This window comes from Streptococcus sp. FSL R7-0248 (assembly GCF_037967965.1).
Lineage (GTDB): Bacteria > Bacillota > Bacilli > Lactobacillales > Streptococcaceae > Streptococcus.
In genome coordinates this window covers 1882230-1899178 of sequence record NZ_CP150201.1, presented here as the reverse complement: position 1 = coordinate 1899178, position 16949 = coordinate 1882230, and the positions used below count along the sequence as shown (strand labels likewise).

The following is a 16949-nucleotide window of genomic DNA, read 5'->3' as shown; positions in this document are numbered from 1 at the left end:
GAAAAAAATAGGTAATTATTATGGTTTTTAAAGCAGTAAGTGAAAAAATTGATTTTGATGCAGTTAAAGAATCAACTACATTAACAGGTGAAGCCCTTGCCAAGAAACAAGCTCGTGATAAAGAGCTTGAAGCAATCATCAAGGGTGAAGATGACCGTACGCTTTTGGTTATCGGTCCATGTTCATCTGATAATGAAGAAGCTGTTCTTGATTATGCTCACCGTTTGGCTAAACTTCAAGAAGAAGTTAAAGATAAAGTCTTTATGGTTATGCGTGTCTATACAGCTAAACCTCGTACAAATGGTGATGGCTATAAAGGACTTGTACACCAACCTGATGCTGAAGGGAAACCAAACCTAATTAACGGTATCAAGGCTGTGCGTAACCTTCACTACCGTGTTATCACTGAAACTGGTATCACAACTGCTGACGAAATGCTTTACCCAGAAAATCTTCCTTTGGTAGATGACCTTGTGTCATACATTGCCGTTGGTGCACGTTCTGTAGAAGACCAACAACACCGTTTTGTTGCGTCAGGTATTGATGTTCCAACTGGTATGAAGAATCCAACATCAGGGAACCTTAACGTGATGTTTAACGGTATCTACGCTGCACAAAACAAACAAAACTTCCTCTTTAACGGTGAAGAAGTTGAAACTCCAGGGAACCCATTGGCACACGTTATTCTTCGTGGTTCAACGAATGAATATGGTAAAAACGTGCCTAACTTCTACTATGATGATGTGCTTGAAACAATCGAACACTATGAACAAATGGGCCTTGAAAATCCATTCATCGTTATTGATACAAACCATGATAACTCAGGTAAACGTTACTTGGAACAAATCCGTATCGTTCGTCAAACCTTGATTAACCGTGATTGGAATGAAAAAATCAACAAAGTGGCACGTGGTTTCATGATTGAATCTTACCTTGAAGATGGCCGTCAAGATGCGCCAGATGTCTATGGTAAATCAATCACTGACCCATGTCTTGGTTGGGATAAGACAGAAGAATTGATTCGTGAAATCCACGATACTTTGTCAAAATAATAAGGTAACAGAAACCATATATGGGGAGTGAACCGTTTGGATGACCAAGCGGTTCGCTCTCTTTTCACAAAGAGAGGAAAATAAATGGGAATTCATCAAAATAGTCCGCTGATTGATGTAGCGGAAGTAAGGAAATTACACGCTCTTACGGGAGACGCTCTAGTAACTAAACAAGCTAATGATGAGGCCTTGGCAAAAATTATCAAGGGTGAGGACAAACGTCTTCTCTTGGTTATTGGTCCATGTTCATCTGATAATGAAGAAGCCGTTCTTGACTATGCTCACCGTTTGGCCAAACTTCAGGAAGAAGTGAAGGACAAAATCTTTATTGTTATGCGTGTTTATACAGCTAAACCACGTACTAATGGAGATGGTTATAAGGGGCTTATCCACCAACCAGATGCAGAGGGTGATGTAGACCTTCTTGCTGGGGTTAAGGCGGTTCGCCACCTTCAGTCACGTATTATTACTGAAACAGGTCTTCCCATCGCTGACGAGATGCTTTATCCGTCAAATCTTTCCTTCTTTGATGATTTGCTTAGCTACCACGCTGTTGGAGCACGTTCTGTTGAGGACCAAGAACACCGCTTTGTAGCTTCAGGTATTGATGTGCCAATTGGCTTGAAGAACCCAACGTCAGGGAATTTGAATGTCATGTTTAATGGTATCTATGCTGCGCAGAACCAACAGCATTTCCTTTACAATGGTGCTGAAGTTAAAACAGATGGTAACCCACTCGCTCACGCTATCCTGCGTGGTGCCAACAATGAAAATGGTCAGAACATTGTCAACTACCATTACGAGGACTTGGTTAAGGCTTTGGACAAGTATAGTGCACTTAATCTGGAAAATCCATTTATCCTTGTTGATACTAACCATGACAACTCAGGTAAAAACTTCATGGAGCAAGTTCGTATTGTGCGTGAAGTCCTTCTTAATCGTGAGTGGGATGAGCGTATCGCGGATACCGTGCGTGGCTTTATGATTGAGTCTTACCTTGAGGATGGTCGTCAGGACACACCTGAAGTTTACGGTAAATCAATCACAGATCCATGTCTTGGTTGGGATAAGACAGATAGCCTTATTCGTGAAATCCACAATCAACTTTCGTTATAATTATGATTTTTGGACATGGTATAGACTTGCAGGAAATTTCAGCTGTAAAAAAGGCTTATGACCGCAATCCACGCTTTGCAAAAAAGGTATTGACACCAAAAGAGTGGGAGCGTTTTGAATCCCTTTCTGGTAATCGTCAGATGTCCTATTTAGCAGGGCGCTGGGCCGGTAAGGAAGCATTTTCAAAGGCTTGGGGTACTGGTATTGGAGCAGTCGGCTTTAAGGATATTGAAATATTGACCAATGACAAGGGAGCTCCAGTGGTGACCCAATCACCTTTTGAAGGCAAGGTTTTTATCTCGATTTCCCATAGCGGTGATTTTGTTCAGGCAAGTGTCATTTTAGAAAAAAACTAAGAGATAGATGTTGGAAGAGGATAGCTTATGATTTCAAGTTTACATCGACCAACCTTGGCAAAGGTTGATCTATCAGCAATTTCAGAAAATATTGAACAAGTGGTTAGTCACATCCCTAAACAGGTAAAGACTTTTGCAGTTGTTAAGGCCAATGCTTATGGTCATGGCGCTGTCGAAGTGGCCAAGCATGTATCTAAGCAGGTGGATGGTTTTTGTGTTTCCAACCTAGACGAGGCGCTTGAACTTCGTCAAGCTGGCTTAGAACAACCGATACTTATTTTAGGAGTCGTCTTGCCAGACGAGGTTCCTTTGGCTATTCAAGAAAACATCACTCTGACGGTAGCTTCGCTTGAGTGGTTGGAAATGGCTAAGAATCAAGGGCTTGATTTAACTGGTTTGACCTGCCATATTAAGATTGATTCAGGTATGGGCCGTATTGGGGTGCGTAACCAAGAGGATGCGGATAGCTTGATTGCTGGTCTTAAATCACTTGGTGCGGATGTCGAAGGTATTTTTACTCATTTTGCAACGGCTGATGAGGCAGATGATAGTAAATTCAAGCGTCAATTGGCCTTCTTCACGGACTTAGTTAATAACTTGGTGGACCGTCCTCGCTTGGTACATGCTAGCAACTCTGCGACGAGTATCTGGCATGCAGAAACAGTCTTTAATGCGGTACGTCTAGGTGTTGTTATCTATGGTCTCAATCCTAGTGGTAGTGTTTTAGACCTTCCATATAGGATTCGTCCTGCTTTAAGTTTGGAGACTGCACTTGTTCATGTTAAGACCCTACCAGCAGGTCAATATGTGGGTTATGGTGCAACCTATACGACGACAGCTGATGAGGTTATTGGAACCATTCCGATTGGCTATGCGGATGGTTGGACCAGAGATTTACAAGGTTTCCACGTTATTGTGGATGGACAGTTTTGTCCTATTGTTGGGCGTGTGTCTATGGACCAGATTACCGTTCGTCTTCCTAAGGTTTATCCCCTAGGAACTCCTGTCACTCTTATGGGTGAAAATGGTGGAGCAAGCATCACTGCGACAGAGGTGGCTGAAAAACGTGGTACTATCAACTACGAAGTTCTTTGTTTACTTAGTGACCGTGTACCTCGTAGCTATGACTAATATAAATAAAAAGAGAAATCCAGTTTGATGCTGGATTTTTTGGTTTTAGTTAAGACCATTTTCATGTGTTATAATAGCTGATAAGGCTTCCTTTTTCACGGGAAGAAGAACACGATAGAAATGATAGAGGATATGATTCAACTAGATTCACCAATTGCGGATTTGAAAGGCTTTGGGCCTAAGTCCGCTGAAAAATTTACCAAATTAGATTTATACACGGTTGGGGACCTCTTGCTTTATTTTCCTTTCCGATATGAGGATTTTAAGAGTAAGTCTATCTTTGAACTGATGGATGGCGAAAAGGCTGTTATTACGGGAACAGTGGTGACGCCTGCCAATGTGCAGTATTATGGCTTTAAACGGAATCGTCTGAGTTTTAAAATCAAGCAAGGAGAGGCTGTGATTGCCATTAGTTTCTTCAACCAACCTTATCTTGTGGACAAGATTGAGATGGGGGCAGAAGTGGCTATTTTTGGCAAATGGGACCAGAAGAAGTCTGCTGTGACTGGTATGAAAGTCCTGGCTCAAGTTGAGGACGATATGCAGCCAGTCTACCATGTGGCCCAGGGTGTTAGTCAGGCCCAACTGATAAAGGCCATAAAGGCAGCTTTTGATAGTGGGGCCCTTAATTTGTTGGAGGAAAATCTCCCTCAGGTGCTGCTGGACAAGTACCGTCTCATGGGACGTCAAGAGGCTGTGCGTGCCATGCATTTTCCGAAAGATTTGGCTGAATATAAGCAGGCCCTACGTAGGACCAAGTTTGAGGAGCTCTTTTATTTCCAGATGAATTTACAGGTGCTGAAGGCTGAAAATAAGTCCGAAACCAATGGTCTAGCAATTGCTTACGATGAAGCCAAAATCAAAGCCAAAATTGCAGAATTACCATTCCCCTTAACAGAGGCCCAACAGCGTAGTTTATCGGAAATCCTAGCTGATATGAAATCTGGGGCTCATATGAACCGTCTCTTGCAAGGAGATGTGGGCTCAGGGAAAACAGTTATCGCTAGCTTGGCTATGTATGGGGCCTATACGGCAGGATTTCAGTCTGCCCTCATGGTACCGACGGAAATCTTAGCAGAGCAGCATTATCAGAGTTTACAGGGGCTTTTTCCTGAGTTAGAGGTAGTGCTCCTAACTTCTGGAATGAAGGCGGCGGATAAGAAAGTAGCCCTTTCCAAAATCGAGTCTGGGGAGGCTCAGATGATTGTGGGAACCCACTCGTTGATTCAAGATGCAGTGACTTATCATAGTCTTGGGCTAGTCATTACTGATGAACAGCACCGATTTGGAGTTAATCAACGTCGTATTTTCCGTGAGAAGGGTGACAATCCTGATGTCCTCATGATGACAGCGACCCCTATCCCTAGGACCTTGGCAATCACTGCCTTTGGGGAGATGGATGTATCTATCATTGACCAGATGCCAGCTGGACGTAAGCCCATTATTACCCGTTGGGTTAAGCATGAGCAGTTAGATACTGTATTGACTTGGATTAAGGGGGAGTTGGAAAAAGATGCTCAGGTCTATTTTATTTCTCCTCTGATTGAAGAGTCTGAGGCTCTTGATTTGAAAAATGCGGTGGCCCTTCATCAGGAACTCACAGAGTTCTTTGGGGATTCAGCTACAGTAGCTCTGATGCACGGTCGTATGAAAAATGATGAAAAAGACCAAATTATGCAAGATTTCAAGGACAGAAAATCTCAGATTTTAGTATCAACTACAGTTATCGAAGTAGGTGTTAACGTGCCAAATGCTACAGTTATGGTCATTATGGATGCGGATCGTTTTGGACTTAGCCAGCTTCACCAGCTTCGAGGGCGTGTTGGTCGTGGCGATAAGCAGTCCTACTGTGTTTTGGTGGCTAATCCTAAAAATGATACTGGTAAAAAACGCATGCAGGCCATGTGTGAGACCACGGATGGCTTTGTTCTAGCTGAGGAGGATCTTAAAATGCGTGGCTCAGGTGAAATCTTTGGGACACGTCAGTCAGGTATTCCTGAATTTCAGGTGGCCGATATTGTGGAAGACTACAATATCTTAGAGGAAGCCAGACGGGTGGCTAGCCAAATTGTATCTGACCCTAACTGGCGAGAGAATCCTGAATGGCAGGTGCTAGGGGCACATTTGAGAAGCCAAGGCGAGTTTGATTGAGGAGGAAACCAATGAACAAAAGACGGTTAAAACTCGATTTTTTTGCTATCTTGCATCCCTTGTTTCTTATGATGTTAGGTCTTATATTTTATTTTTTCGCCTTCATCTTGATTTGGTTTATTACCGAATTGACAAAGCTGATAGAAGGAAAGACAGACTTTCATACCCTATATCTTTATTCACTTCTTATCTCTCTAGCTTGTTCGATATTACTGATTATGTACGTCGCGGGTTTTATAGCTCAACTGATTATCCATATACAGCATCAAAAGGAAAGAACGCTTTTGCCGGTCTGGTGCATGCTTACGGCTGTACTGATGCTTGTGCCCCTATTCGAAGATTTTAGTATCTTAGGCTCAGCCTGGAATTTTAAAGGGTATTTTCTTTCCATAGTTGCTTACATTGCCTATCTTTTTACAAAGCTACCCAAGGTTATTGAAAGTTACCGCTATCATGCGACAATTCGCTATGCCGTTTGGGTGGCTCTGGTCTTGGGAATTATTTTATCCATGCTTTAGACAGAAAAACTCTCAGTAAACTCACTGAGAGTTTTAAGTTCCCTTCAAGCTTATTACAAGCTTTCTTTAAGTTAGGCAACCTATAATAAAACCATCAAAACGAGATAGGTTTTGATAATAAAACGTTTTGGCTAGGCCAAACCATTCCTAAAAAGGAGGACAAAACAATGACAGTAAAAATTAAAGTAACCTACAACCGAAATTTCCAGAAGCATCCTCAAGACTTTAAGGTTTATCAAAACTAGTATTGATGCTAGGAAGAGGCTAAATTTACCCATATTCTACAACTTTCATCCCTCATTTTCCAAAATCCCTTTTTCCTTTTTTTCATAACGTAGAATCCCTCTTCTTAAACTCATAAAAAGTCTAGACGGAAGCTTGACCAGTCTAGGCGATTAACATAAGTAAGCTAACCAGTTGAGATTTTCTTGACTGGTTTTTATTTTTTGAAATTTAGATAAAAAATATCGAAAAACGATAAAAATGTGTTGACAAGGAGAAATAAAGAGTGTAATATATAATTATCGATAAACGATAATAAGTTTTCGATAAAGATAATCTTATTCGCGAAAAAGAGAAATTATTTACTAAAACTATTTAACAAAGGAAAAACTTATCATGAAAACACTTAAACCAATCATCAATGCTCTTCTTATTCTTCTTATGGCAATCTACGGTTTTGCAATGCTTGCTTTACTTATCCTTCCTTTTGTGGATGTGACTAATCTTTTCCCAGGTGCTGAGGTTCATTACCTTTCTGGATGGGGTTACTGGCTAGTATCAGAGTTACAATTTGCCTTCTATCTTGCCTTGATTTGTCTTCTTCGTAAAGAGCTTAAAGACTTTACTTGGAAGGCACTTTGGACAGAAGATTTCTCTCTCTTCTTGAAAAAGGCTGCTCTCTTAACCTTTGTGCCATCAGCATTGAATATCTTCTTGCAGTTGGGAACGACTAATCACCTTGTAGTTGACTTCAGCACATCAGTTTGGCTTCTCTTGGTCTCTCTAGCTTGTGATGCTGTCCGTCTTCGTAAGGGACAAACAGCTGTCAAATAATTGAATGAATCTTAGTTGAAAAGTAATAAAATCTTACCTATAAACTAGTATTTTATATTGATATTCGATATAATTGATACTGTTAATAGTTAGCTACTGATTTAGTATAAGGTCAAGGGCTCCTAGAGGCACCTTGGCTTTTTCTAGTCTATACTCCCAAAAAATCAAAATGTATTTACAATCGAGGTAACACATGACAACTATCTTATTCTATTTTTTAATCGTCCTAGCCTTGGCTGGCTCTAGTTATTATGGTTGGAAATCGGCTAAAAGTGCTAAAAATCGTCAGGAGACGCAAGAACAGAAACGTCTGCGTAGTGTTCTCCTGTTCGTTAATGTCCTCCTTTTTGCGGGCTTTTTAAGTCTTGTTATTACCATTCTTAATGACGCCTTTATTCTGACTGGTCATGAAGGACTCTTACAACAAGGTTTGCGTATGCTTCTCGGTTCGGGAGTTACCGTGAAAAGCAAGGGTCCTAGTCTGACGCTTTTTGTAGCAACCATTGATTTCCTTCGTATGGTAGTCAACATAGGTTTCTTGTTGTGCCTACGTGCCTTTTTGATTAATCTTTATCGTTCTGATATTTTCATCGCTAAAAATGCTAGGTTGGTTCGTTGGTCAGCGCATTTGCTCGTTCTTGGGACCTTTATCAATAATGGTATTTTTACGTTTGGAACAGGCAACCAGAGTTATAGTTTCTTTAACATCAGTTATTTGCTAGTTAGCTTTGTCCTCTATGCTGTCGCTATGATTTTGACTAAGGCTAATGCCATTGCTGAGGAAAATGAGTATACGATTTAGGAGGGGCTTATGATTATTGTCAATTTGGACGTTGAACTTGCCAAGAAGAAGATGCGCTCGGGTGAGCTTGCAGAACGGATTGGTATTACCCCAGCCAATCTCTCGGTTCTTAAGACAGGCAAGGCCAAGGCAATCCGTTTTACGACTCTGGATGCCATTTGTAAGGAGTTAGATTGCCAACCAGGAGATATTCTTGAATATAGACCTGACGAAGAAAACTAAAAGCCTGAAGCAGTTCAGTCACCTTTCTGGTGACCATGCTTCAAGCTTTTTATTTTTTCTTCAACCATGCGACTAGCGCTAGACTGGCTAGCACGGTACCACAGACCATGGCGATATGTGTTTTTGAGATGGTTAGTTCATAGTGGAAATCTTTATTTTCCAATTTATCGGTTGCTTCAATGCTAAGTTTCATGTCTTATCCCTCGATATAATCTTTCAATTCTTGGCCTTTTAGTCCTGCACTAAGTGCAATGAGGAGTTTGAGGCGAGCTTTTGGTGCATTGAGTTCTTTAACAAACATAACGCCAGCTTCTTGGAGTTTGACCCCACCCCCTTCATAGGCGTAGACAGGTTCGGCGATACCGTTGAAACAGCGGGAGACGAGCACAACAGGGACTCCTTTGTCCATAAGCTTTGTGATTTCTCCTGCAGCTAGTGGTGGGAGGTTTCCAGCACCCAGGGCTTCGATGACGACACCGTCAATCTTCTCAGGATCCAGGAGACTGATGATACCATCTCCAATACCCATCCCTGCATAGGCTTTTATGATTGGTACTGTTCCTGTAATTTGTTCCAAATCAAAGCGAACACGAGGCTCAGCAGTTTTGAACCAGAGGATATCATGCTTCATGATGATGCCTAGTGGACCATGGGTTGGTGTGTGGAAGGTTGCCACGTTTGTGGTATGGGTCTTAGTCACATACTTGGCTGCATGGATTTCATCATTCATCACGACCAGGATTCCTTTGTCAGCGGCCTTGTCATCACTGGCAACACGTAGGGCTGATAGATAGTTGTAAACCCCGTCGCTTCCTAGCTCGTTTGACGAACGCATGGCACCAGTTAGAACGATTGGAATCTCAGGGACGGCCATGGTATCTAGGAAGTAGGCTGTTTCTTCCAGGGTATCTGTCCCATGAGTGATGACCACACCATCATATTGACCAGCTGTTTCCTTGATTTTTTTGTAAATATCCAGCATGTGGTAGGGTGTGATATGTGGGCTTGGGATATTAAGAAAATCGAGAACGGTTAGTTCTAAATTATCTAAATCAAGTCCCACATGGTTCATGGGATTATCAGCGTTTTGGCTGACCCTGCCATCATTATCCGCTGACATGGAAATGGTCCCTCCAGTGTGAAGGACTAGGATTTTTTTTATCATTTATACTACTCACTATCATATTTATGTTATAATTTATTTTAGCATAAAATGTTAGAAGGAGGGGAGCTCTGTGGCCATTAAAGCAGTCTTTTTTGATATTGATGGGACTTTTCTAAATGACCGAAAACGCGTGTCTAGTTCAACCAAAAAAGCCATCAGTCAAATGAAGGAAGATGGTATCTTAGTTGGTTTGGCAACAGGTCGTGGTCCAGGATTTGTCCAGCCTTTCATGGACAATCTAGGTCTGGATTTTGCAGTCACTTATAACGGTCAGTATATTTTGACTCACGACAAGATCCTTTATCAAAACCAGCTCCCTAAATCAACAGTCTACAACTTGATTCGCTATGCCACCAAGCACCGTAGAGAGATTTCTCTAGGGACTAGTACAGGTCTTGTTGGTTCCAATATTATCAGTATGGGGACGAGTAAGTTTGGGCAAATCGTTAGTCGTATTGTCCCTAAGTCCTGGGCTAAGATGGTGGAGCGTAGTTTCAAGTCTTTGATTCGTCGTTTCAAGCCACAAAGCATTGAAACCCTTAAAACTATCATGCGTGAGCCTATTTATCAGGTAGTTATGGTAGCGACGGTGGGTGAAACACAAGATATTGAAGAAAAATTTCCTCATGTGAAGATTACCCGCTCAAGTCCTTACTCAGCCGATATTATTTCAGCGAATCAATCTAAGTTGAAAGGTATTGCTCATCTAGGTGAGGTTTTTGGTTTCGAACTCAGTGAGGTTATGGCCTTTGGGGATTCGGAAAATGACCTAGAAATGCTGTCTGGCGTTGGCGTTGGTGTTGCCATGGGAAATGGTGAAGACGAACTGAAAGACCAGGCTACCCATGTCACTGATACTAATAACCAGAATGGGATTGCCAAAGCCTTGTCACACTATGGTTTGATTCACTTTGAAACAGAGAATTCATTTACCAGTGATGATGACAATTTCAACAAGGTTAAGGATTTCCACCATTTGATGGATGGCTCAACTACCGATATGCCTCGTGTTTACGGTATTGAGGAAGCTAGTCACCGTTCGGACTTCAAGTTGGAAGAAATTGTCGAATTCCTCTATGCTTCATCAGGTGGGGACAAGCGTGTCTTTGGTCAGGCTGTTCTGGATTTGCATGCTGCTCTTGACAAGGCAGCGCTCAAAGTTAGTTCTAAAGAGCACTCAGAGTCAACTATGGTTGGTCAGGTGGATGCATTGACTGACTTGCTTTACTTGACCTATGGCTCATTTGTCCTTATGGGTGTGGATCCTAAGCCTTTCTTTGATACGGTTCATGAGGCTAATATGGGTAAAATTTTCCCAGATGGCAAAGCTCACTTTGATCCTGTGACTCACAAAATTCTTAAACCAAGTGATTGGGAAGCGCGATTTGCACCAGAACCACACATTAAACGTGAGCTAGATCGTCAGATTCAAAAATCTCTACAAAGAAGTAAATAAGAAGTTATAAAGGTTTGGACAGTTTGCTCCGAACCTTTTTCTAATAAAAATGACATTTATTAATGGCTTTATTTGTGATAAAATAAAGTCATTCTATGTATTTTTAAGGAGATTATTATGACTAAAGCAGATTGGTTAGATTTTTTTGAAGCCATCAATGGTCGTTCAGCGACTGAAGAAGAAATTGCAGCAGCACTTGCAGCTGGTGAGTTCCAAGATGACGCCCCAGCAGTAGAAACTGCTCCAGTACAAGAAGCGCCAGTTCAACCAGCTTTCGCTAGTGCCCAAGAAACACTAGCACAAGAGGCGCAGCCACAACCAACTTTCGCTGGTGCACAAGAGGCGCAACAACAACCGACTTTCGCTGGTGCACAAGAAGCACAACCGCAAGCTCCTTTTGCAAATGCTCAGGCTGCTCAAGCACAACCAAGCTTTGCAGGGGCTCAAACTGCTCCAGTACAAGGAGTGCCAAATCAAGCAGTGCAACCACAAGCTGGTTTTGCCAATGCTCAAGCTGGTCAACAAACAGCTTTTGCTAACGGTCAACCGCTTCAACCAGGTCAAAATGTTCAATTTATCAATGGCCAAGCTGTAGTTGTTCCAGCACAACCATCAGCATTTGCGACAACTTTCAAAAACTATTGGACATGGTTGCTTAATGCATGGCGTCGTCCAGCTGACATGACAGATTATGGTAAGCACAATGGTTGGCTTAACTACATCTTCTTGTCACTCTTGACTGGACTTGCATTCTTTGCAATTTTGAGCGCTGTTGCACGTAAAGTTGTTAGCTCAATTGTGTCAACCACAAATGTACTGTCTAGTATGTTTGGTTCTTATGGAACAGATGCTTACTCATCTCCAGTTTCAAGTCATACATCTAGCATTGGTTTTGGAGCCTTCTTCGCAAGTATCCTAGCTGCCTTCCTCTTTATCTTTGCCTTTATCTTGGCAGGATTTGTGACACGTAAGGCCATCTTCCGTGACCCTGAGACTACTTTCTTGAATAGCTTTGATCGTTTTGGTCGTTTGACATCATTAGCCTTGCCAATCTTGCTTGTAACAATCTTGTTGGGAGCTATTGGACTTGTTGCCTTCCCAGGATTCTTGTTCTATGTTGTTTACTTCTTATTTGCAATTGCTAATCTATTTACAATTGTTCCTGTAACAACAGCGTGGAAGGCTGATAAGTTCTATCAAATGATTTTGGCAGCACTTTTGAATGGTGTGATTTTGTCAATCTTGTTTGCAATCGTATTTGCTATCATGTCATCATTTACAGTAGGTCTTCTATTCTAAGCAAACATCTAGCAATTTTTGAAAAAGTAAGTTTATAGGAGTCTTTATGGCAACAAAAGAAAAGTGGATTGATTTATTTGAAAAGGCAGTTGGTCGTCCGCCCCATGTTTTGGAGATTGAAGAAGGCCAGAAAGCAGACTTTGACTTAAAGGCTATTAAAGGCATTTCGGCAATGGGCTTGGACCAAGAAGCCACTCCTTCTGAACCAACAGAAGAAGTTGATGAGTATGACGTTGCCGAGGAAGTGTTTGAAGATGTACCGCTTGGTGATGAAGAGGAAACGACTCCTTTAGAAACTAAGGAGCTTTCACCAGTATCTCAAGCAGATCAAGGTCAAACTGAAAAAAATTCAGAGGCTGCTTCTAAAGAAGCACAAGCCATCTGGATGAAGGCTTTTAAAACCTATGTTGGACGTCAGCCTCTCCCTGAGGAATTCCTACTTGGTAAGTCTTCAGGTTATGATGTGTCAACCATCCATCAGTTTATCTCAGATGGTAAGGCAGCGAAACCAGCCAAGCCAGCCATGGCTAAAGGAAAGAAAATCCTGATTATTGCTGGTGTTGTTGCAGCAGTCTTAGCGCTTGCTAGTTACGGCTTTGGTTCTTATTACTACTCACGTGGTCAAGTAGCAGAGCGTTATGAAGCAGCAGCTAAGAAGAGCTTTAAAGATAGCTTGGAATACCAAGTATGGTCTGATACTAAAAAGGAAATTAAAACATCCGAAGTCAAGTACACAGACACTAAAAGTACACAAGCCTATAGCAAGAGCCAACTCCTGTCTGGCGAACGTATGCAAAAGGTTGGGCGTCAGTTCCTTATTTTTCCTAAGTGGAGAGTCGTGGTAGATCCTGGAACGGTTGATTTAACCGTTAATACAGCTGATTTGAATGTGACTATTAACGGGGTTTCTTATGCGACTACAGATGGCAATAACTACACGGCTAAATTGAACCATCTCTATCCAGGAACTTACAATTTTGTGGCTTCTGGTAAGGTCAATGATCAAGATATCACTGTCTCATCTGAGGAAAATGTGACCTCTAAAACAGAAGTCAATCTTTCTGTAGAGTATCTTAGCTTTACTGTTAAGTCTAATCTTAAGGATGGAGACCTCTACGTTGGTGGTACCAAGATTGGAACCCTTAACTCAGGGAAACTAGATGTTAACAAGGTAGCAGTAGCTGGATCATCAGCCGTTTATGTTAAGAAGAATTTCGAAGATGGTAGCTCTATCAAGACAGAGACACTGTCTATTAAGAAACTCTCTGAAGGTCAAACGGTTACTCTAGATGCTGATGGTGTTCTTGATCGTGATACGGCAGATCGTCTTTTGACTGCTGCCTACGGTAAATTTGGTAGCTACGCTTCTAATCACAACACAACACCAGATGGTGTATCCGACATTTTCCTTAATGGTACTGATGATACCATGTACAAGGATGTAACAGCTGATATTGATAGAAATACTACGGGTGCTAAAAACCGTGCTGCTGATAGTATTTCTTTCTCAGACGTTGACGTCACAGAAGTCGTTCAGACTGGTGAGAAGACCTTCAAGGTGACCTTCACAGCAGTTTATGATTTCTATTATGGTTATGATTCGAAATTTAAGTCATCAGGAGATATCAAAGATAAAATCTCTTGGTCATGTAATGTGGAATATGTTGGTGACGATAGCGACTCTAGCAGTAGTGGTTCTAACTACAGCGACTACCGTATCAATGGTAAGGCTGGTGAATCACAAAAAGTGAGTCGTGAAGATACTGTGAAGTAGTAGTTGCTTGCCCAGTTAGTCAGCATTGAACAGATTACAAATGGGAGGGAGTCCTCCACACTAAAAATGAGAACTTGGCAACAGCCAGGTTCTTTTGTTTGTCTGTTTTTACCTCTTAGGGGCTAAACCGTGCCACTTGCCCAAAAGGCCTTGTTTTGTGTAAAGCAGTTGTTATAATGGAAGCATCAAAAAGACAGGAAAGGAGTATTATGAAAGTTAGAATCGAATTGGACCCATCCATGGATGAGCCTGAAATCTTGATTCGAGCTCCTCGGTTAACACAGGAATTGGCCCAGCTCCAAGAATCTATTCTAAGGCAAAAGTTAGTTCCTTTAGCCTTTTACAAGGATCGAAGCGAATATTTTCTGGATTTGGCAAATATTCTCTTTTTTGAAACAGACGGGGAAAAGATTTTTGGACATACCAAGGATGAGGCCTATGAGGTGAAGCAAAAGCTCTACGAATTGGAAGGCTTGCTTCCGATTGCCTTTTGTCGGATTTCCAAATCGACGATTGTTAATGCTAAGCAGATTTATTCTTTAGAGAAGTCTTTTTCGGGGACTAGTACGGTGAATTTTTATCAGACCCACAAGCAGGTCCATGTATCAAGACGCTACTATCAAGTTTTAAAAGAACGACTAAACGAAATGAGGTAAGATAATGAGAAAGAAATTAATTGGGATCCTCTTGATCCTTTTGGCAGCTTTGGTAATTGTACAAGACTATTTTATAAAATGGGAAATTAGTATTTGGATGTTGGCCTGGGTAGTCTTATTGGCAATTTTGTCCCTTTCTAGTCTTTTGAAGAGACATTTTGGTCTTGGTTTCGCCTATGGCATTGTGGCTCTATTTTCACTTAATGGACAGTTCCATTTTCTTCCAGTATCTAATTCGGTCCTTATCTTTTCTTCGATTCTTGCAGTTATTGGCTTGAACATTCTCTTCAATCCTTCTAGTAAAACAAAGAATCGCTTTGGATTAGGGGTTACTGGTTCGGAGGCTAATAATGGTGGAAATGATATTGATGTCACTTTTTCAACAGTGACCAAATATCTCAATGACCAGCAATTTACGCATGGGAGTGCGGATGTTAGTTTAGGACAGGCTTCCGTTTATTTTGATAATTGCCGTATTGAGGGGCCATCTGCTCAGTTTGATGTGGACGTTTCTCTTGGAAGTCTTAGCCTCTATGTGCCCAGTGATTGGCGGGTGCATGTGAATGTGGATAACTCTCTTTCAGCTGTACAGCATGAGGAAAATCCTAGCAACTTAACTAACAAGGATTTCTACATCAAAGGTGATGTTTCCTTGGGTAATTTAGAAATTATTTATGTTGGTGAGAATGCGATTGATTAAGTTAGTGGAGGGAACATCTGATTAATATAATACCTATTGTTTTATCTCATCTCCTGTGATAAGATAGGCTCAATCTATTTTCAGGAGGGACAAGACATGGTTTCTACTATTGGTATTATAAGTTTATCTAGTGGGATTATCGGTGAAGACTTTGTCAAGCACGAAGTGGACTTGGGTATTCAACGTCTCAAGGACCTCGGACTCAATCCTATCTTTTTACCTCATTCGCTAAAAGGCTTAGATTTTATCAAAGAACATCCTGAAGCTCGTGCAGAGGATTTGATTCATGCCTTTTCTGATGATAGCATCGACATGATCCTATGTGCCATTGGTGGAGACGATACCTATCGCTTGCTACCCTACCTCTTTGAAAATGACCAACTACAAAAGGTTATCAAACCAAAGATTTTTCTCGGTTTCTCGGATACAACCATGAACCACCTCATGTTGCATAAGCTAGGGGTCAAGACTTTTTACGGCCAATCATTTTTAGCAGACATTTGTGAGTTAGACAAAGAAATGTTGCCATATAGCCTCCACTACTTCAAGGAATTGATTGAAACGGGAAGAATCTCGGAAATTCGCCCTAGTGACGTTTGGTATGAGGAAAGAACTGACTTCAGTCCCAAAGCCTTGGGAACTCCTCGTGTCAGCCATGCAAATACAGGTTTTGACTTGTTACAAGGCAATGCCCAGTTCGAGGGGGAAATCCTCGGTGGTTGTCTTGAGTCTCTCTATGATATTTTTGACAACTCTCTACACGCAGATAGCACAGACCTCTGCCAAAAATACAAACTTTTCCCTGACTTATCCGACTGGGAAGGAAAGATTCTATTGCTAGAAACAAGTGAAGAAAAGCCTGAACCTGATGATTTCAAAAAAATGTTGCAGGCATTAAAAGAAACTGGGATATTTGAAGTCATTAGTGGACTCTTGGTCGGGAAACCTATGGATGAAACCTTCTATGACGACTATAAGGAGGCTTTAATGGACATCATTGATAGCAAAATCCCGATTGTCTATAATCTGAATGTTGGCCATGCCACACCAAGAGCGATTGTTCCCTTTGGAGTCCACGCCCATGTAGATGCAAAGAAGCAAGTTATCCACTTTGACTATAACAAATAAAGCTGAGATAAGACTCTCAGCTTTTTTAGAAAGTAGGAGTATCTTAGTTGCTATAAAGCATGACACTTTAAGTGGATAATACTCCTGTATTTCTAAGTTCATCCAGTCTATCAGATTGATTGATACTCAAGGGGAGTGGGACAAGGAACAATTTTAAAAAAGTTGTTAGGTCCTACTCCCTTTTTTCCTATTTTATAGTCTCTTTATTTGTGATAATATAGTATAGTGAAAAAAACTAGACTGGAATAACTTTACTCTTTTGGAGTTTTATGTGACAGCAATGAATAGATACAATCTAAGCGGCTGCCTACTTGGAGCTATAGTCAAGAAAACTCAAAATGAGGAATGAGGCTAGAAGGGAAATTGT

At 41.3% G+C, this 16949-nt stretch carries 17 protein-coding genes; 15 read left to right on the top strand and 2 right to left on the bottom strand.

The window, feature by feature from the left end; translation table 11 throughout:
• Positions 1 to 20 precede the first annotated feature (20 nt).
• The 9 genes from NYE32_RS08645 to NYE32_RS08605 all read left to right on the top strand — a co-directional run bounded on the left by NYE32_RS08645 (position 21) and on the right by NYE32_RS08605 (position 8404).
• Entirely contained in the window at positions 21 to 1052 is a 1032-nt protein-coding gene (locus NYE32_RS08645; protein ID WP_002891816.1) for a 3-deoxy-7-phosphoheptulonate synthase, read from the top strand.
• 84 nt (positions 1053 to 1136) lie between these two features.
• Positions 1137 to 2168 (top strand): 3-deoxy-7-phosphoheptulonate synthase, encoded by a 1032-nt coding sequence (locus NYE32_RS08640; protein WP_073689905.1) that lies wholly within the window; start codon positions 1137 to 1139, stop codon positions 2166 to 2168.
• A 2-nt stretch (positions 2169 to 2170) separates the two neighbouring features.
• Positions 2171 to 2524, top strand: coding sequence for a holo-ACP synthase (acpS, locus tag NYE32_RS08635; protein ID WP_002891813.1), 354 nt, complete (start codon positions 2171 to 2173; stop codon positions 2522 to 2524).
• A gap of 27 nt (positions 2525 to 2551) precedes the next feature.
• Positions 2552 to 3655, top strand: a complete 1104-nt coding sequence (gene alr, locus NYE32_RS08630) for an alanine racemase (RefSeq protein ID WP_156685219.1) — start codon at positions 2552 to 2554, stop codon at positions 3653 to 3655.
• Positions 3656 to 3787: 132 nt separating this feature from the next.
• Positions 3788 to 5806: an ATP-dependent DNA helicase RecG gene (recG, locus tag NYE32_RS08625; RefSeq protein WP_073689912.1), complete on the top strand. Its 2019-nt coding sequence runs from the start codon at positions 3788 to 3790 to the stop codon at positions 5804 to 5806.
• Between the two features lie 11 nt (positions 5807 to 5817).
• Complete coding sequence (locus NYE32_RS08620; RefSeq protein ID WP_073689907.1) at positions 5818 to 6324, top strand: hypothetical protein; 507 nt, start codon at positions 5818 to 5820, stop codon at positions 6322 to 6324.
• 618 nt (positions 6325 to 6942) lie between these two features.
• Positions 6943 to 7380, top strand: a complete 438-nt coding sequence (locus tag NYE32_RS08615) for a hypothetical protein (protein ID WP_073689908.1) — start codon at positions 6943 to 6945, stop codon at positions 7378 to 7380.
• A gap of 193 nt (positions 7381 to 7573) precedes the next feature.
• Positions 7574 to 8182 carry a DUF2975 domain-containing protein gene (locus tag NYE32_RS08610; protein ID WP_073689909.1) on the top strand — a complete coding sequence of 203 codons (609 nt, stop codon included), beginning with the start codon at positions 7574 to 7576 and terminating at the stop codon, positions 8180 to 8182.
• Between the two features lie 9 nt (positions 8183 to 8191).
• Positions 8192 to 8404: a helix-turn-helix transcriptional regulator gene (locus tag NYE32_RS08605; RefSeq protein ID WP_002884695.1), complete on the top strand. Its 213-nt coding sequence runs from the start codon at positions 8192 to 8194 to the stop codon at positions 8402 to 8404.
• A gap of 49 nt (positions 8405 to 8453) precedes the next feature.
• On the opposite strand, the gene NYE32_RS08600 is transcribed toward NYE32_RS08605, so the two are convergent.
• Both NYE32_RS08600 and NYE32_RS08595 read right to left on the bottom strand, forming a co-directional pair.
• Positions 8454 to 8597 carry a hypothetical protein gene (locus tag NYE32_RS08600; RefSeq protein ID WP_171966960.1) on the bottom strand — a complete coding sequence of 48 codons (144 nt, stop codon included), beginning with the start codon at positions 8595 to 8597 and terminating at the stop codon, positions 8454 to 8456.
• 3 nt (positions 8598 to 8600) lie between these two features.
• Positions 8601 to 9566 carry an asparaginase gene (locus NYE32_RS08595; protein WP_073688481.1) on the bottom strand — a complete coding sequence of 322 codons (966 nt, stop codon included), beginning with the start codon at positions 9564 to 9566 and terminating at the stop codon, positions 8601 to 8603.
• Positions 9567 to 9639: 73 nt separating this feature from the next.
• Between NYE32_RS08595 and NYE32_RS08590 the strand changes: the two genes are divergently transcribed.
• The 6 genes from NYE32_RS08590 (at position 9640) to NYE32_RS08565 (ending at position 16582) form a co-directional block, all read left to right on the top strand.
• Positions 9640 to 11025: a Cof-type HAD-IIB family hydrolase gene (locus tag NYE32_RS08590; protein ID WP_073689910.1), complete on the top strand. Its 1386-nt coding sequence runs from the start codon at positions 9640 to 9642 to the stop codon at positions 11023 to 11025.
• Positions 11026 to 11142: 117 nt separating this feature from the next.
• Positions 11143 to 12324: a DUF6574 domain-containing protein gene (locus tag NYE32_RS08585; RefSeq protein WP_073689911.1), complete on the top strand. Its 1182-nt coding sequence runs from the start codon at positions 11143 to 11145 to the stop codon at positions 12322 to 12324.
• A gap of 46 nt (positions 12325 to 12370) precedes the next feature.
• Positions 12371 to 14098 carry a hypothetical protein gene (locus NYE32_RS08580; protein WP_070437928.1) on the top strand — a complete coding sequence of 576 codons (1728 nt, stop codon included), beginning with the start codon at positions 12371 to 12373 and terminating at the stop codon, positions 14096 to 14098.
• A gap of 209 nt (positions 14099 to 14307) precedes the next feature.
• A complete protein-coding gene (locus tag NYE32_RS08575) occupies positions 14308 to 14754 on the top strand; it encodes a LytTR family DNA-binding domain-containing protein (protein WP_070437925.1) in 447 nt (148 codons plus the stop codon).
• A gap of 4 nt (positions 14755 to 14758) precedes the next feature.
• Entirely contained in the window at positions 14759 to 15454 is a 696-nt protein-coding gene (locus NYE32_RS08570) for a hypothetical protein (RefSeq protein WP_339156992.1), read from the top strand.
• Between the two features lie 96 nt (positions 15455 to 15550).
• A complete protein-coding gene (locus tag NYE32_RS08565; RefSeq protein WP_156685220.1) occupies positions 15551 to 16582 on the top strand; it encodes a S66 peptidase family protein in 1032 nt (343 codons plus the stop codon).
• Positions 16583 to 16949 lie beyond the last annotated feature (367 nt).

Excerpts from the sequence above, each read along its gene's own strand:
- NYE32_RS08645 (WP_002891816.1), top strand. The coding sequence starts at position 21 with ATGGTTTTTAAAGCAGTAAGTGAAAAAATTGATTTTGATGCAGTTAAA.
- NYE32_RS08640 (WP_073689905.1), top strand. The coding sequence starts at position 1,137 with ATGGGAATTCATCAAAATAGTCCGCTGATTGATGTAGCGGAAGTAAGG.
- acpS (WP_002891813.1), top strand. The coding sequence starts at position 2,171 with ATGATTTTTGGACATGGTATAGACTTGCAGGAAATTTCAGCTGTAAAA.
- alr (WP_156685219.1), top strand. The coding sequence starts at position 2,552 with ATGATTTCAAGTTTACATCGACCAACCTTGGCAAAGGTTGATCTATCA.
- recG (WP_073689912.1), top strand. The coding sequence starts at position 3,788 with ATGATTCAACTAGATTCACCAATTGCGGATTTGAAAGGCTTTGGGCCT.
- NYE32_RS08620 (WP_073689907.1), top strand. The coding sequence starts at position 5,818 with ATGAACAAAAGACGGTTAAAACTCGATTTTTTTGCTATCTTGCATCCC.
- NYE32_RS08615 (WP_073689908.1), top strand. The coding sequence starts at position 6,943 with ATGAAAACACTTAAACCAATCATCAATGCTCTTCTTATTCTTCTTATG.
- NYE32_RS08610 (WP_073689909.1), top strand. The coding sequence starts at position 7,574 with ATGACAACTATCTTATTCTATTTTTTAATCGTCCTAGCCTTGGCTGGC.
- NYE32_RS08605 (WP_002884695.1), top strand. The coding sequence starts at position 8,192 with ATGATTATTGTCAATTTGGACGTTGAACTTGCCAAGAAGAAGATGCGC.
- NYE32_RS08600 (WP_171966960.1), bottom strand. The coding sequence starts at position 8,597 with ATGAAACTTAGCATTGAAGCAACCGATAAATTGGAAAATAAAGATTTC.
- NYE32_RS08585 (WP_073689911.1), top strand. The coding sequence starts at position 11,143 with ATGACTAAAGCAGATTGGTTAGATTTTTTTGAAGCCATCAATGGTCGT.
- NYE32_RS08580 (WP_070437928.1), top strand. The coding sequence starts at position 12,371 with ATGGCAACAAAAGAAAAGTGGATTGATTTATTTGAAAAGGCAGTTGGT.
- NYE32_RS08575 (WP_070437925.1), top strand. The coding sequence starts at position 14,308 with ATGAAAGTTAGAATCGAATTGGACCCATCCATGGATGAGCCTGAAATC.
- NYE32_RS08570 (WP_339156992.1), top strand. The coding sequence starts at position 14,759 with ATGAGAAAGAAATTAATTGGGATCCTCTTGATCCTTTTGGCAGCTTTG.
- NYE32_RS08565 (WP_156685220.1), top strand. The coding sequence starts at position 15,551 with ATGGTTTCTACTATTGGTATTATAAGTTTATCTAGTGGGATTATCGGT.